This is a genomic window from Kitasatospora sp. Ki12, assembly GCF_054601375.1.
Map to the genome: position 1 here is coordinate 994,465 of NZ_BAAIHT010000001.1, position 15,705 is coordinate 1,010,169.

Consider the following 15,705-nt stretch of genomic DNA (forward strand, 5'->3'; position numbering starts at 1 on the left):
CCGACCACGACGGACAGGCGCCGCCCACCGACCCCCCGCCGGGGGCCGGTGAGCGACGCCGCTCGGTTCCTACTGCTTCTGGTTGAGGCGCTTCGCGATCTCGTCGTCGTACTTCTTGGCCGTGGCGGCGTAGTCGCCACCCTGCAGGGCGGCGGTCAGGAAGTCCTTGATCGGGTTCGGCTTGTCCTCGACGCTGGCCCAGTTCGGGGTGTTCGGGGTGATGCCGCCGACCGCCGCGGCCGTCTGGGCGGCCTTCGCGAAGTCACCGGTGATCTGGCTGTTCAGCGCGGCCTTGTTCGGGATGTTGCCCGCGGCGGCGACCAGGCCCTCGTTCTTGTCGTTGAGGGCGACCTTCAGGAAGTCCTTCGCCATGTCGGTGTTCTTGCTCTGCGCGGCGACCGCCAGGTTCGAGCCACCGAGGAAGACGCCGGAGGGCTTGTCGGCGGTCTTGCCGGGGAGCGGGAAGAAGCCGATCTTGTCCTTGGCCATGTCCTTCTCGGCCGGCAGCTCCCAGCCGAGGCCGATCATCGCGCCGACGTTGCCCTTGGCGAAGACGTCCTTCTGCTGCGGGGTGGCCTCGTCCTTGTCCTTCGGACCGGTGGCCGAGTAGCCCTGGAGCTTCTTGTAGGTCTCGAAGGCCTTCTGCGCCTCGGGCGAGGACAGGCCGCCGACCCACTTGTCGCCGTCCTTCTTGGCGATCTTGCCGCCCTCACCGGTGAGCAGACCGAAGTAGGTGTACCACTCCTGGCCCGGGAGGTAGATCGGGTCGACGACGCCCTCGGTGGTCTTGAGCTTGTCGAGGTCGGCGTAGAGCTCGTCCAGGGTCTTCGGGGCGGCGGTCAGGCCCGCCTTGGCCCACAGGTCCTTGTTGTAGGCGACGACGCGGTTGGAGACCCACCACGGGGCGGCGTACTGCTTGCCCTCCAGGACGGCGGCCTCGTTCTGGTTGGCGGCCCAGCCGTCGCCGCCCAGGGCGGCCTTGTCCTTGGTGATGTCGAGCAGGCCGCCCGAGGCCGCGTAGCCGGCGGTCTGGGTGTTGCCGATCTCCAGGACGTCGACCGAGCCCTCGGAGAGCGCGGCGGTGACCTTCGGGCCGATGCCGTCCCACTCCTGGATCTGGAAGTCGACCTTGGAGCCCGGGTAGGCGGTCTCGAAGTCGCCCTTGACCGCGTCCGTCCAGCCCTTCGGGGCCGAGCCGGTCATCAGCCACACCTTCAGCGTCTTGCCCTTGTACTTGTCGGCGGCCGAGGCGGACGTCGACTTCGAGTCGCCGTCGCTCTTCTTTCCGTCCGAGCCGCAAGCCGCCAGGCCGACGACCATTGCTGCGACGCCGACCGCCGCGATGAGCTGACGCTTCACGCCATCCTCCTGAGGGATGCCTGGGTTACCCCCGTCGGGCGGCAGCGGCAGACCCACGCGAAGCGGGAGAATTGGTGCCGCGGACCCCTTCGAACGGGTGGGGGGATTCGTAGTAACCGGTCTAGTGGTGTAGACCAGATGCCTGGAGCTTGGCCTAGACCAATGGGCCTGTCAACGGCTGTTCGACCGATCTCGACCACCCGTTATCAAGCCGACACCGCACATCGTTCATCGCGTGATGAGGTATTCGTTCCGTAGCCATACATGCAACGATGTGACCCGTTAACGATGTGGCGGGGCTTGTGAAGGCCCCGCGAGAAGCGGGAGAACAGGTCCGATGAGCAGCGACGGGGGAACCACCGCCCAGGCCGACGACCCCGAGGTGAAGAACCTCCCGACGCAGGCCGGCACCGACCCGACCGCGCGCGTCCCCAAGTACTACGGCCTCAAGCGCCACTTGCTGCAGCTCACCGAGACCCAGCCGGCCGGCACCCCGGTCCCGCCCGAGCGCGCGCTGGCCGCCCAGTTCGACACCTCGCGCACCACCGTCCGCCAGGCCCTGCAGGAGCTGGTCGTCGAGGGCCGGCTGGAGCGCATCCAGGGCAAGGGCACCTTCGTGGCCAAGCCCAAGGTCGCCCAGGCCCTGCAGCTCACCTCCTACACCGAGGACATGCGGGCCCAGGGCCTGGAGCCCACCTCCCGGCTGATCGAGATCGGCTACATCACCGCCGACGACCGGCTCGCCCCGCTGCTCGACATCAAGCCCGGCGGCCGGGTGCTGCGGATCGAGCGGCTGCGCCTGGCCAACGGCGACCCGATGGCCATCGAGGTCGCCCACCTGTCCGCCAAGCGCTTCCCGGCCCTGCGGCGCAACCTGGCCAAGCACAACTCGCTGTACGCGGCGCTGCGCGAGGTCTACGGGGTCACCGTGGCCGAGGCCGAGGAGACCATCGAGACCACCCTGGCCAACCCGCGCGAGGCCGGGCTGCTCGGCTCCGACCTCGGCCTGCCGATGCTGCAGCTGTCCCGGCACTCCTTCGACGCCGAGGGCGACCCGGTCGAGTGGGTCCGCTCCATCTACCGGGGCGACCGCTACAAGTTCATCACCCGGCTGAAGCGCCCGGAGTAACCGAAGCGTCCACGGCTGGCGTACGCCCTCATCGCGCCACGGGCACCGGCGCGCGCGACCCGCGCGCCGGTGCCTTTCGCGTTCCCGGAGCTTCGCGCGCGTCCGGATGGCGGGAAGTTGCGTCAATACCGGTGACATGGATCACCCCATGCCCTAGATTGCGCAGCCGTACTGACTGCCGATCACCGATGGTGCTGCTCGGCGGGTCCGGGGGCGTACCGCGCCTCCCGGGCTGCGGCGCCGACGGGGATAACCCTCCGGAGCGGAGCCGAAGATGCCGTCTGATCCCGATGCTTTCGAAGATGTCATGCCCGAGCCAGCCGGGGCCCCGGTCCCGGCGGTGACGCCCGAGCGGGTGCTGGCGGGCCTCGCCCTGCTCGTGCCGATCGTCGCGATGCTGTGGGTGTCCTCGTACGACAAGACCGAGCCGGCGGCGGGCGGGATGCCGTTCTTCTACTGGTACCAGCTGCTCTGGGTGCCGGCGTCGGCGATCTTCACCGTCGCCGCCTACCTGCTGATCAACCGGGACGAGAAGGCCCGCAAGGCGGCCCGGAAGGGCGGTGCGCGATGAAGGACGTCAACGTGCCGGCCCTCGTGGTCTTCGTGCTGTTCTTCGCCCTGGTCACCGTGATGGGCTTCCTCGCCTCGCGCTGGCGCCGCGCGGACGACGCCGCGCACCTGGACGAGTGGGGTCTGGGCGGACGCAGCTTCGGGACCTGGGTGACCTGGTTCCTGCTCGGCGGCGACCTCTACACCGCGTACACCTTCGTCGCCGTCCCGGCCGCGGTCTACGCGACCGGCGCGGCGGGCTTCTTCGCGGTGCCGTACACGATCATCGCCTACCCGCTGGTCTTCCTCTTCCTGCCCCGGCTCTGGTCGGTCTCCCGGGTGCACGGCTACGTGACCCCGGCCGACTTCGTGCGCGGCCGGTACGGCTCGCGGCCGCTGTCCCTGGTGATCGCGCTGACCGGGATCCTGGCCACCATGCCGTACATCGCCCTGCAGCTCGTCGGCATCCAGGCGGTGCTGGACGTGCTGGGCGTCGGCGGCGGGGAGAACGCCAACTGGTTCGTCAAGGACCTGCCGCTGTTCATCGCCTTCGGCGTGCTGGCCGCCTACACCTACTCCTCCGGCCTGCGCGCCCCGGCGCTGATCGCCTTCGTCAAGGACGCCCTGGTCTACATCGTGATCATCGTCGCGGTGATCTACATCCCGATCCGGCTGGGCGGCTACGGGCACATCTTCGACTCGGTCGCGGACCACTTCAAGCAGACCAAGGCCGGCTCGCTGACCGTCCCGGACAACAAGCAGTGGACGTACGCCACGCTCGGGCTCGGCTCGGCGATGGCGCTGTTCATGTACCCGCACTCGGTGACCGGCGTGCTCGCCTCCAAGTCCCGCAACACCGTGCGCCGCAACATGGCGATCATGCCCGCCTACTCGCTGATGCTGGGCCTGCTGGCGCTGCTCGGCTTCATGGCGATCGCGGCCGGCGTGGGCAAGGGCGACAAGGGCTTCAACGCCCAGCTCTCGGTGCCGCAGCTGTTCGCGAACATGTTCCCGGACTGGTTCACCGGCGTGGCCTTCGCCGCGATCGGGATCGGCGCGCTGGTGCCGGCCGCCATCATGTCCATCGCGGCCGCCAACCTGTTCACCCGCAACGTCTACAAGGACTGGCTCAAGCCCGCCGCCACCCCCGCCGACGAGACCCGGGTCGCCAAGGCGGTCTCGCTGCTGGTGAAGGTCGGCGCGCTGGTCTTCGTGCTCGGCATGGACAAGCAGGCCGCGATCAACCTCCAGCTGCTGGGCGGCCTGTGGATCCTGCAGACCTTCGTCGCCATCGTCGGCGGCCTGTTCACCCGCTGGTTCCACCACTGGGCGCTGTTCGCCGGCTGGGCGGCCGGCATGGTCTACGGCACCTGGGAGGCGTACGGGATCGCCAGCCCGAAGACCAAGCACTTCGGCGGCAACGCGGCCGAGATCCCCGGCATCGGCGAGATCGGCTACATCGGCCTGACCGCCTTCGTGCTGAACCTGGTCGTCGCGGTGGTGCTCACCCTGGTGCTGAGGGCGTTCAACGCGCCGGACGGCCCGGACGAGACCAAGCCGTCCGACTACAGCGCCGACGCCGGCGACGACGAGCTGGAGAACGCGCCGGAGCCCGTAGCGGCGCACTGATTCGCGCGGTACGCGCCCTGTGATCGCGCCGCCTTCTCCGTCAACACTGGAGAAGGCGGCGCGATCATATGTATGAACAGGCGTGCACGCCGGGCACCACCAGACCGGACCGGCAACCGGCCGGAACCTGATCGACCACGGGGAGCTCGCGGCCATGGCAGAACTCGGCACCACCCTCAACGGCCAACACCAGTCCACCCAGCACCAGCCCGCCCAACACCAGCCCACCCAGAGCCAGCACCACCACGTCACCGGCCACCGCCCGGCGGCGGCCACCCGGCTGCCGTCCGTGCTGATCGCGACCCGGCACGGCGAGTCCACCGCCAACGTCGAGTTCCAGCTGGCCGAGGCCTCCGGCGCGCTCAGCGTCCCGATCAGCTGCCGCGACGCCGACATCCCGCTGTCGATGCACGGCCGGCAGCAGGCCCAGGCGCTCGGCCACTGGTGGGCCGCCCTGCCCAGCGCCGACCGCCCGCGCAGCGTCTGGTGCTCGCCGTACGAGCGCACCGCCGAGACCGCCCGGATCGCGCTCGCCCAGGCCGCCGGACTCGGCGCCGTCCCGGTCTCGCTGGCCGTCCGCTACGACGAGCGGCTGCGCGACCGCGAGCTCGGCGTCCTGGAGATGCTGCCCAAGGCCGCCATCGAAGCCGAGCACCCGGAGGAGGCGGCCCGGCGGCGCAAGATGGGCGAGCTGTACTACCGGCCGCCCGGCGGCGAGTCCTGGGCCGACGTCGCGCTGCGGGTGCGCAGCCTGCTGCGGGACCTCTGCGAGGAGGAGGCCGGCCGGCCCGTCCTGCTGGTCGCGCACGACTGCACGGTGCTCATGCTCCGCTACGTGCTGGACCGGCTCACCGAGGAGCGGCTCATCGCGCTCGGGCCGGTGCACAACTGCTCCACCAGCCTCTGGCGGGCCCACGAGGGGCGGCTGCGCCCGGACCGCTGGAACACCGTCGACCACCTGACGGCCGGGGCGAACTGACCTCCGCCCCAGGGGTGCCGCCGCCGTTCCGGAAGCCCGGGGCGGCCCCGGCCACCGGACCGGGTCCGGCCCGGTCCGGTCCGGTCCGGTCCGTTCGACCCCGGAGCGTCGCCCGCCGGCCCCCTCCGGCACACTGGCCGCATGGACTACCTCATCCGCCAGGCCCTTCCGGAGGACCTCGAAGACGCCGGCCGCATCACCGTCGAGGCCTTCGTCGGCGGTGGCTTCACCTCGCCCGGGAGCAACTACGTCGAGCTCCTGCGCGACGCCGGCCGACGGGCCAGGGAGGCCGAGCTGCTGGTCGCGGTCGACCCGGCCGACCAGCGGGTCCTCGGCTGCGTGACCTTCGCGGTCGGCGGCACCGAGTGGGCGGACATCGCCACCGAACGCGAGGGCGAGATCCGGATGCTCGCCACCGACACCGCCGCCCGCGGCCGCGGCGTCGGCGAGGCCCTGGTGCGCGCCTCCCTCGCCCGCAGCCGCGAGCTCGGCCTGGCCGGCATGGCGTTCTCCACCCGCCCGGAGATGACCGCCGCCCACCGGGTCTACGAGCGGGTCGGCTTCCTGCGCACCCCCGGGCGCGACTGGTCGCCGTACCCGGGGATGGACCTGATGGTCTACACCCTGGCGTTCTGACCGCCCGTCACTCCCCCGGGCGCCGGCCCGCCGCCGCCCGTCACGGCTTCTTGTCGTACCCGGGCGCCACGTAGACGGTGTACCGGCCGTGCTCGCCGCTCTTCACGACGGTGACCACCCGGTACCCGGCGGCCTTCAGCGTCGGCTGGATCGCCTTGTCGGTGGCCCCGGTCTGGGTGAAGTCCAGGACCACGACCTTCCACTCGTGCGCCTGGATCCCGGCCTGGATCGCGGGCACGCCGTTCTGCATCTGGCCGGTGCCCGGGTCACGGCGGAAGACCGCCACCAGGTCGTGCCACTGCTGCCAGTTGCTCTGCTTGCGCAGGTAGTACGCGGGGACGTTGTAGTTCTCGACCAGGTACTTGTCCTCGCCCTTGACGACGTACGGCTCCAGCGCGGCGACGAACTCCTTCGAGTTCGACCACTCGCCGTACATCTCCCGGCCCTGGGCCGCGCCGACCCAGGCCAGCGGGCCGACCACCAGCACGGCGGCGGCCACCCCGGCCGCCAGGTGCAGGCGCCCCCGCAGCCACAGCACCGCGCGGGCCAGCACCAGGCCCACCACGACGCAGGAGAACCAGCCGCCGAAGTCGACGTGCTTCTGCAGCGACAGCCAGGTGTGGATGCGGATCTGGTTCACCGGCGCCATCAGCCCGGCCAGGAGCAGCAGCAGCGCCAGCCAGAACTCCGGCCACGCGGCGCCGCCGCGCCGGCGCGCCCGCACCAGCTGGACCACCACCCCGATCAGCGCCACCACCAGCAGCGGGCCGACCCAGCGGGCCGCCTCCGAGGCCACGTACCCGTACGAGTCGTGGCCGGGGGCGCGCTTGAGCGTGGTGTGGTTGAAGCCGTTGACGTAGCGCTCGCCGGCCGCCAGGGCCGCCGCGCCGACCGCCACCGCGAAGGTGAGCAGCACCAGCAGCCCGCGCCGCCAGGCCTCCCAGGAGCGCAGCGACCCGCGCGGCCCGGCCAGCACCGCGAGGCCCGCCACCACCGGCACCCAGAGCAGCGCGGCGTACTTGGTGGCGCCGGCCAGGGCCAGCAGCAGGCCGGCGGCGACCAGGCTCGGGTACCCGCCGCCGGTGGTCAGCCGCACCGCGAAGTACCCGGCCCAGGCGAGGACCGCCAGCGCCATCGCGTCGTAGGTGGCCAGGCCGCCCAGGAACTGGGTGGGCCCGAGCGCGACGAAGGCGGCCGCCGCGCAGAACGCCGCGAGCGAGCCGTGCAGCCGCCTGGTCGTCAGGTGGACGGCCACGGTGGCGGAGAGCATGAACACCAGGCTCAGCAGCCGGGCGCCGTTCAGTCCGCCGAGGAAGTCCGCGACGGCCACCACGACCGGGTAGATCAGCGGGGAGCCGGAGAAGAAGGTCTCGTACGTCGACACCGGGGCGCCGTGCCGCAGGTGGGCGATCTCCTGGTAGCCGGCGTAGATGTAGGTGCCCTCGTCGATGAAGGCGGTGTTGCTGAGGATCAGGTGGAACGAGAGCGCGCCCTGGACCAGCAGCACGGCCAGCAGCGGCAGCCAGTCGGCCCGCAGGGCCGGCCGGGCCGGGTGCGGCACCCGGGGCGGCCCGGGCTTGCGACGGCGCCGGTCGCCCGGGGACGGCTGGGCCGGTACGGCCGCGGCCCGGTCGCGCTCACGCTCGCCGAGGCCCACCCCGCCCCGCCTGGCCCCGCCCAGGACGGGCTTGCGGGTGGACTCGGGCCGGATCCAGCGGCCGTCCGCACTCATCAGTGCTGCTCCTCATCTGGGACTTCACGCCCGGACGCGCCCCGAGCGGGCGCACGCCCCGGGGCGCGTTTCGGCCGCCGCCCCACGGTTCCTGGGCGGCGGCCGGACGTTCACGAAGACCTGCGGCGGGCTCAGCCGCCGCTGAGCCAGGCACCCACCGGCGGGACGGACGGCGGCGAGCTCGGGCCGGCCACGATCTTGACGATGTCGGCCTCGGGCAGCACCTGGCTCCAGAGCTGGATGTCGGCCACCGCGCCGTGCCAGGGGTCGGCCCACTGCGAGTTGGAGCTCAGCCGCCCCACCTGCAGGGAGTTGGTGCCGCTCGGCTGCACCCCGGCCGACTTGGCCGAGGACTGCGGGGCGCCGTTGACGTACAGGGTGAGCTGGCCCGACGGGTCGTCGTACACCCCGGTGAGCAGCACCCACTGGTTGACCGTCGCGTCGCCCTTGGACCAGGCGATCGCCGAACCGCCGCCCGGGACCTGGACCTTGAAGTACCACTGGTCGTGCCCGTTGTTGTTCGCCCGGCCGAGCGCGTACGAGTAGTACTGGCCGTCGCCCTGGCTGACCGCGCTGCGGTTGCCGTTGGGCAGGTCGACCAGCACCCGGGCGGAGATCGTGAAGCTCTTGTTCACGTCGACCGCCGCGGCGGCGGTCGAGGCGAAGGAGTCCTGGCCGCTGGGCAGCTTGAGGACCTGGCCGGAGAACCCGGCCATGGTGCCCGGCTTGGCGTCGGCGCCCAGGTTCAGCGGCGCCGCGCCGGCCTTGGCCGGCAGGCTGCCGACGGTCGGCGGGCTGTCGATGCCCTTGGCCGGCGGTGCGCTCGACGTGGTCGACGGGCCGGTCGAGGGGCCCGTCGGGGTCACCGAGGCGGTGTTCTGCGTGGTCTTGGTGTCGTTCCCGGACTTGTGCTTGTAGAACCAGTAGCCGCCACCGGCCGCGGCCGCGACGACCACCACGGCCGTCACCGCGCCGATCAGCTTGAGCCGGCGCCCGCGCTTGGCGGCATGCGCGTTCCGCTCGGCCAGCGCCTCCCAGTCCGGCGTGCCGGACGGGGCGGCCGGCGGCGGGAAGCCGCCCTGCTGCTGCCACGGCGCCGCGGGCTGGGCCGGCTGCGCCGCGGCCGGGAAGGCCTGCGGGCCGGGCCCGGGCACGGGCGGCTGCGGGACGGGCTGCGGCTGGACGGGCTGCGGCTGACCGGGGTGGACCGGCTGCGGCGGCTGCGGGACGGGCTGCGGCTGGACAGGCTGCTGCTGGACGGGCTGCTGCGGCGGCGCCAGCGGACCGGGCTGCACCGGCCCCGGCACCACCGGGGCGGGCCCGCCCGGATGCGGCACCGGCGGCACCGGCTGCGCGGCCGGGTGCGGCGTCAACTGCTGGGGCTGCTGTGCAGGCGCACCGGGCGGCGGCCCGTAGCCGGACGCGGGGCCGAAGGCGCCGCTGGGAGACTGCGGTGGCACACCGGTGGCCGGAGCGGCCCCCCCGGCCGGTGCCTGCTGCGGTGGCGTGGGCGGCTGGCCCGGCTCGCCACTCGGTACCGGTCGATCGCTCATGGCCGGAATGCTAGGGCATCCGCCCCGACTCGCCCATGGGGGGTGCGCGGACGGAACGTCACGGCCGCCCCGGTCCCGCCGGTTCGGCGCCCTGTCCCGCGGTCACCTCACGCGACCCCGTTGTAGGGCAGCTTCCAGCGCTGCGAGACCGCGTCCGCGCACGGCCGCAGGAGCACCGCCGTGCCGTCCGCGAGCGCCCCGCCCGCGGTGCCCAGGCACAGGCCCGAGTCCGGGTGCCGCAGCCGCTGCCCGGAGGCCACCCAGCGCTGCCCGGAGCCGCCGGTGCACTCGGCCAGCGTCACCGAGGAGCGGTCGGCGGCCGGTGCCAGGCAGGCCGCGCCGCCGCGCAGCGAGCCGTCGTTGCCCACCGTCCAGCCGGTCGAGACGCCCTGGTCGCCGCAGGCCCCGACGGTCACCGGGGTGCCCGCGAGCCCGCCGCCGCCGTGCCGCAGGCAGATCCCGGGCGCCCCCGCCGGGACCTCGCCGGCCGGCAGGCCGACCCGGTTGTGGAAGGCGAAGGACTCGCTGCGCAGGCCGGACCCGCCGCTCCACACCTCGAAGCCCGCCTGCACCCGGCACAGGTAGGAACTCTTGGGGACGTACCCGCGCGCCATCGCGTCGGCGGTGAGCAGCCGCAGGTTCAGGCCGCGGGTGGTGTGGGTCGGCGCCGTGCGCACGTAGCTGATCACGCTGTGCGGGCCGGTGATCGGGGCCTGGTAGACGTGGTAGCTGGCGTCCCCGAACTGCTGGGAGTCGGCGACCTTGTCACCGGCCGGGCGCACGTTGTCGGTGGCGTCCAGCCAGACCATCAGCTCGGCGCTCTCGCCCGGCAGGCAGTTGTCCGGGCTGGAGCCGTACCAGAGGTCGAAGGAGAGGTTGAAGGAGCCGCTCACCCGCCCGTTGGCGTCCCAGTCGGCGGTCGCGTCGCCGAGCGCGCTGACCGGTACGGGCAGTCCGCTCGCGCCCGGGGCGGTGGAGACGTTGGGGTAGGCGCCCGGGGCGAGCGGGTTCTTCGGGACGAAGTCGCGGATCAGGCCGACTGTGAAGCCGCTCTCCCCGACCGGCTCGACGCAGACCGTGCCCGCGGTGTTCCACGGGTTCGGTTCGAGGACCTTCGCCCCGCCGTCCATCGCCAGCTTGGGGAAGGGCTCCTGCACGGTCGAGCAGAGGCCCGGCCCGACCGCGGCCGTCGCCGTGGCGGCCGGCGGCTGCTCCGCCGCCCCGACCTCGCCGCTGCACCCGGCCAGCAGCGCCGCGACCGCGCCGAACGCGGCCACCGCCCGCAGGCCCCGGGCCAGGCGCCCGGCCGCGCCGTCCTCGATGATCATCACTCTTCCCCGAACCGTCCTCACCCGCTGGGCGGACACCGTACACAAGTGCTCCACCCGCACTTCCGTTCACATCACGATCAGGGCTCGATATCGGTTCCGGGTGGCCGACGGAACAAGGGGGGAGCGAACGCTCGGCGACCGGTCCCGTACGATCCTGGCGTCCCCCCGCTGACCGACCGACAACGGCCGCCACGCGGGGACGGTTCAGACCCAATACGGCTTCGGGGGAGTAGAGCACGTGACTGTCACCGAGGGCACGCGACTCGCGGGCAGCGGTCAGGCGCCCGTCTCACGACGCCGCAACCGGCGGGACCCGGCCGCCCGGAACCAGTGGGGCCTGCTCCCCCAGCCGCCGGACAACACCGAGAAGTACCTGTACGCCCGCACCAACCTCTGGGTGCTGACCTGCTTCTCCCTCGTCAGCTTCGCCTGCATGGTCGCCAGCGAGATCGGCCTGCTGAGCGCGACGCCGTGGTTCCTGGTGTTCGTCCCGGCGCTCGCCTTCACCATCGTCTACTACCTGATCTCCCGGTGGGTGCACGGCTTCAACCAGACCTTCGACCTGGCCGCGCACCGCGCCCTGGTCAAGGGCTGGCAGCCCGAGCACTACCCGACCGTCGACATCTTCCTGCCCGTCGCCGGCGAGCCGATCGAGGTGCTGCACAACACCTGGACGCACGTCGCCCGGCTGCGCGACCAGTACCCGGGCGAGGTCACCCCGTACGTCCTCGACGACAGCAACAGCCCGCAGCTCGCGCAGATGGCCGTCGACTTCGAGTTCGTCTACGGCACCCGCGACAAGCTCGGCTGGTTCAAGAAGGCCGGCAACCTGCAGTTCGGCTTCCGCAACTCCGACAGCGACTACATCCTCATCCTGGACGCCGACTTCGCGCCCCGGCCGGACCTGCTGAACGAGATGGTCCCCTACCTGGAGGCCGACCCCCGGCTCGGCATCGTCCAGTCCCCGCAGTTCTTCCGCATCCTGGACTCGCAGAACTGGATCGAGCGCGGCGCCGGCGCCGTCCAGGAGCTGTTCTACCGGACCGTCCAGGTCTCCCGGCAGCGCAACGACGGCGCCATCTGCGTCGGGAGCTGCGCGATATACCGGCGGGCCGCGCTGGAGGAGAACGGCGGCACCACGCTGATCGGCCACTCCGAGGACGTGCACACCGGCTTCGACCTGCGCCGCCTGGGCTGGGACCTCCAGTACATACCCGTCGCGCTGGCCACCGGGGTCTGCCCCGACAACGTCGGCGGCTTCTTCAACCAGCAGTACCGCTGGTGCACCGGCTCGATGAGCCTGCTCGGCAGCAAGAAGTTCTGGACCACCAAGCTGCGGCCGGTCACCCGCGCCTGCTACCTCTCCGGGTTCTTCTACTACATCCACACGGCGCTGTTCACCCTCGTCTCGCCGCTCATCCCGATCGTGCTGCTGCTCGCCCGGCCCGACCTGATCCGCTGGCAGAACACCGCGCTGGTGCTGCCCGGGCTGCTCTACGCGACGGTCGTCTTCCCGCTCTGGCACCGCAACCCCTACCGGCTGGAGGCCTGGGCGGCCCGGATGATGTACGGCTGGGCGCACGTCTTCGCCATCTGGGACATCCTGCGCCGCAACCGGATGGCCTGGCAGCCGACCGGCTCCAGCGGCGCCAAGAAGAACAAGACCCGCCGGTTCTGGATCGGCGTCATCGCCTGGGGCGGCGGGACGGCCCTGCTCTGGGTGCTGCTGAGCATCTGGCGGATGCTCACCATGGGCCCGCTGAACTTCGCCCTCGTGCTCGCCTCCGGCCTCTTCTACGCCACCATCGTGGGCCGGGTCCTCGTCCAGCCCCACCCCACGGAAGCAGTGTGATCGCCATGACCGCCCACCCCCGACGGGCCGCCCGGCTCCGTCGCCGGCTGGCGCTCCCGCTGCTGACCGCCGGTCTGCTGCTCACCACCGCCTGCGGGCCTGAGGACCCGGGCTTCGCGATGCAGGAGGGCCTCGGCCGGCCCGCCCAGGCCACCGCCACCCCGGGCGCCGCGGCCGCTTCCGCGGGTACCGGTGCCCCCGCCGCTGCCGCCAAGCCCCAGGCCCTGCCGACCGGCGTCCCGTACGACGTCACACCGCTGCTCAAGCCGAAGAACAAGTACCTCGGCGCCGCCCTGCCCGGCGTGCCCGCCACCATGGACGCGCTGCCCGCCTACAGCGGCACGGTCGGCAAGCAGCCCAACGTCCTGGAGTTCTACGCCCACTGGAAGGGCGGCTTCGACACCGCCGGCGTCCGCCGGATCCACGAGGCCGGCGCACTGCCCTTCATGGCCTGGGAGCCGCACGACCCCTCGCTCGCCGCGATCGCGGCCGGCGACACCGACGACTACGTACGCGGCGTCGCCAAGGCCGTCGCCAAGCTCAACCTGCCGATCGCCATCAGCATCGCGCACGAGATGAACGGCGACTGGTACCCGTGGGGCCGCCAGGCCGCCAGCCCGGAGGACTTCGTCGCCGCCTGGCGCCACGTCCACGACCTCTTCGACCAGGCCGGGGCGACCAACGTGATCTGGGTCTGGAGCCCCAACATCACCGTCCCCGCGCCCAACACCCGCCTGGCGCCGTACTACCCGGGCGACACCTACGTCGACTGGGCCGGCATGACCGGCTACTTCACCAACGACGGCCCCAAGACCTTCGAGGCCCTGTACGGGCCGACCATGGCCGAGATCCGCACCTTCTGCAAGAAGCCCTTCTTCATCAGCGAGACCGCCGCCGAGCAGGGCAGACACCAACAGGCCTTCGTCGACCAGCTGTTCTCCGGGCTGGAGGCGCACGACGACATCGTCGGCTTCATCTGGTTCAACATGATCAAGCGGGCGGACTGGCGGGTCGAGACCGTTCCGGACACCCTCACCGCCTTCAAGCGGCGGGTGTCCGCCCCCCGTTACGGCTTCGACCTCCGGAACCCATGATGAACAGCGACTCCTCCCCCAGCCCGAAGAACGCCAGCCCGAAGAACGCCACCCCGGAGAACCCCGCCCCGGAGAACGCCGCGCAGGAGCACCCCGCCCGGGAGACCCCCGCGCCGGAGAACACCGCCGGCCCGGAGAACGCCTCCGCCCCGGGGAACACCGCCGGCCCGGCCCGGGAACCCGGCGTCCCGGCGCCCCGCGCGGGCCGCGCGGACCGCGCGGACCGCGCGGCCGTCGCCGTGGCCGTGGCCGTGGACAACCCCGACGGCATCGACCTGGCCCCGTACAGCATCCCGCCGGTCCCCGCGATCGGCTGGGACCCGGGCACCAGCCCCCGCCGCCGCTGGATCGCCCGCGGCCTGCTCGGCGCCGTCCTGGCCGTCCAGGCCGCGCTCTCGCTGCGGCTGCTCGCCGCCGCGCACCCCGACGAGGCCGCCGCCATGGTCGCCGGGCGCCAGCAGCTCGCCCACCTGACGCACGGCACCCCGGTCACCACCGACCTGGTCGAGCGGATCCACGGCTCGCCCTGGCTCTACCCGCCGCTGGCCGGGGCCGCCGCCGACGCCGACGGCATCTGGGGGGCCCGGCTGCTCAGCCTCGGCTTCGCGCTGGTCACCACGGTGCTGCTGTACTCGCTGACCCGGCGGCTGTTCAACGAGCGGGTCGCGATCTGCGCGATAGGCGTCTACGCCGTCCTGCAGTCCACCGTCGTGGTCGGCTTCTACGCCGCCCCCGAGTCCCTCGCCGTCCTGCTGGTCGCCCTCGCGGCCTGGGCCACGGTGTTCACCGCCCGGCGCCATCCGGCGCTGGTCCTGACCGCCGCCCCGGCCGCCGCGCTCGCCTGCGCCGTCGCGTACTCCGCGGCCTTCGCGGTCCCCGCCCTGGTCGCCCTCGCGGCGGCCACCTCCCGGCCGCCGGGCCGGCCCGTCCGGGCCGCCCTGCGCGCGCTGCTGCTGGCCGCCGGCACCGCCGTCCTGCTGCTCCCGTACGGCACGCTCGGCAAGGTCGCCGGGTGGTCTCCCTCGCAGGGCAACGCCCCCGGCTCGGCCGGCTCCGTCCTGTTCTCCACCCTCCAGTGGAGCGGCCTGTTCACCGTCCTCGCGGTGGCCGGGACGATCGCCTACGTCCGCCGCGAGCAGATGAACGAGCACGACGCGCCCGAGCGGGACACCGTCCCCGTCACCCGCGGCCGGCGCGCCCTGCTCGGCACCGCGCTGACCGCCACCGCCCTGCTCGTGCCGGCCGCCCACCTGTGGACCGGCACCTCCGGCGCGCTGTTCCGCCACCTCGGCTACGGCATGCTGCTCGCCGCCCCGCTCGCCGGGGTCGGCCTGACCCGGCTGGTCGGCGCCCACTTCCGCCACCCCCAGCTGGGCATCCTGGTCTGGGTCGCGCTGCTCGCCCTGGGTCTGGAGCAGTCCGCCCTGCGCTACCAGAACGGGCCCGACTCCGGCCGCCTGCTGGCCGTCCTGCGGATGCACGCGGTGCCGCAGGGCCGCTACCTCACCGAGGTCGACGGGCTCGCCGAGTACTACCTCGGGGCCGTCAGCACACCCGAGCAGTGGGTCTCCGCCCGTACCGGTACGGACTACCGCGACGCGGCCGGCGTGCAGCACCACGGGGACGACGGGAGCACCGCCGCGATCCGCGACGGCTGGTTCACCGTGGTCGTCCTCGACAGCACCGCGCCGAGGGCCACCGACCGGGCGCTGGGCGCCGCCCTGGCGGCCTCCGGGCAGTACCGGCTGGTCGCCCAATTCACCTCGCCGACCGGCGATTCGAGTACGTACAAGGTCTATCTCAAGCACTGACGGCCGACCCCGCCGGTCCGCACGGGCGACACGACAGGCACAACATATGGT

General features: G+C 72.6%; 12 protein-coding genes. 8 read left to right on the top strand and 4 right to left on the bottom strand.

The window, feature by feature from the left end:
- Positions 1-69: 69 nt before the first annotated feature.
- Positions 70-1,359 (bottom strand): extracellular solute-binding protein, encoded by a 1,290-nt coding sequence (locus ACYP53_RS04200; RefSeq protein ID WP_189915669.1) that lies wholly within the window; start codon positions 1,357-1,359, stop codon positions 70-72.
- Between the two features lie 337 nt (positions 1,360-1,696).
- Between ACYP53_RS04200 and ACYP53_RS04205 the strand changes: the two genes are divergently transcribed.
- From ACYP53_RS04205 to ACYP53_RS04225, 5 genes are all read left to right on the top strand, one after another.
- Positions 1,697-2,488, top strand: coding sequence for a GntR family transcriptional regulator (locus tag ACYP53_RS04205; protein WP_189915668.1), 792 nt, complete (start codon positions 1,697-1,699; stop codon positions 2,486-2,488).
- A gap of 307 nt (positions 2,489-2,795) precedes the next feature.
- Positions 2,796-3,059 (top strand): DUF3311 domain-containing protein, encoded by a 264-nt coding sequence (locus ACYP53_RS04210; protein ID WP_189915667.1) that lies wholly within the window; start codon positions 2,796-2,798, stop codon positions 3,057-3,059.
- Positions 3,056-4,666 carry a monocarboxylate uptake permease MctP gene (gene mctP / locus ACYP53_RS04215; protein ID WP_459646663.1) on the top strand — a complete coding sequence of 537 codons (1,611 nt, stop codon included), beginning with the start codon at positions 3,056-3,058 and terminating at the stop codon, positions 4,664-4,666. Before ACYP53_RS04210 ends, mctP begins: the two co-directional genes overlap by 4 nt.
- Before the next feature lie 154 nt (positions 4,667-4,820).
- Positions 4,821-5,645, top strand: a complete 825-nt coding sequence (locus tag ACYP53_RS04220; RefSeq protein WP_189915665.1) for a histidine phosphatase family protein — start codon at positions 4,821-4,823, stop codon at positions 5,643-5,645.
- 141 nt (positions 5,646-5,786) lie between these two features.
- Entirely contained in the window at positions 5,787-6,281 is a 495-nt protein-coding gene (locus ACYP53_RS04225; RefSeq protein WP_459646664.1) for a GNAT family N-acetyltransferase, read from the top strand.
- Positions 6,282-6,321: 40 nt separating this feature from the next.
- Here ACYP53_RS04225 and ACYP53_RS04230 read toward each other — a convergent pair whose 3' ends face one another.
- From ACYP53_RS04230 to ACYP53_RS04240, 3 genes are all read right to left on the bottom strand, one after another.
- Complete coding sequence (locus tag ACYP53_RS04230; protein ID WP_189915663.1) at positions 6,322-8,013, bottom strand: glycosyltransferase family 39 protein; 1,692 nt, start codon at positions 8,011-8,013, stop codon at positions 6,322-6,324.
- A gap of 131 nt (positions 8,014-8,144) precedes the next feature.
- Positions 8,145-9,566: a LamG domain-containing protein gene (locus tag ACYP53_RS04235; RefSeq protein WP_459646665.1), complete on the bottom strand. Its 1,422-nt coding sequence runs from the start codon at positions 9,564-9,566 to the stop codon at positions 8,145-8,147.
- A 107-nt stretch (positions 9,567-9,673) separates the two neighbouring features.
- Entirely contained in the window at positions 9,674-10,894 is a 1,221-nt protein-coding gene (locus ACYP53_RS04240; protein ID WP_459646666.1) for a ricin-type beta-trefoil lectin domain protein, read from the bottom strand.
- Between the two features lie 436 nt (positions 10,895-11,330).
- Here ACYP53_RS04240 and ACYP53_RS04245 point away from each other — a divergent pair, with 436 nt between their 5' ends.
- From ACYP53_RS04245 to ACYP53_RS04255, 3 genes are read left to right on the top strand one after another with little or no spacing between them, the layout of a single operon-like run.
- Positions 11,331-12,749, top strand: coding sequence for a glycosyltransferase family 2 protein (locus ACYP53_RS04245; RefSeq protein WP_229928551.1), 1,419 nt, complete (start codon positions 11,331-11,333; stop codon positions 12,747-12,749).
- Between the two features lie 5 nt (positions 12,750-12,754).
- The gene (locus tag ACYP53_RS04250; RefSeq protein WP_189915660.1) at positions 12,755-13,843 is read left to right on the top strand and encodes a glycoside hydrolase family 26 protein; all 1,089 of its coding nucleotides are present in this window, start codon (positions 12,755-12,757) and stop codon (positions 13,841-13,843) included.
- Positions 13,840-15,654, top strand: coding sequence for a glycosyltransferase family 39 protein (locus ACYP53_RS04255; protein WP_459646667.1), 1,815 nt, complete (start codon positions 13,840-13,842; stop codon positions 15,652-15,654). The genes ACYP53_RS04250 and ACYP53_RS04255 overlap by 4 nt, the downstream gene beginning before the upstream one ends.
- Positions 15,655-15,705 lie beyond the last annotated feature (51 nt).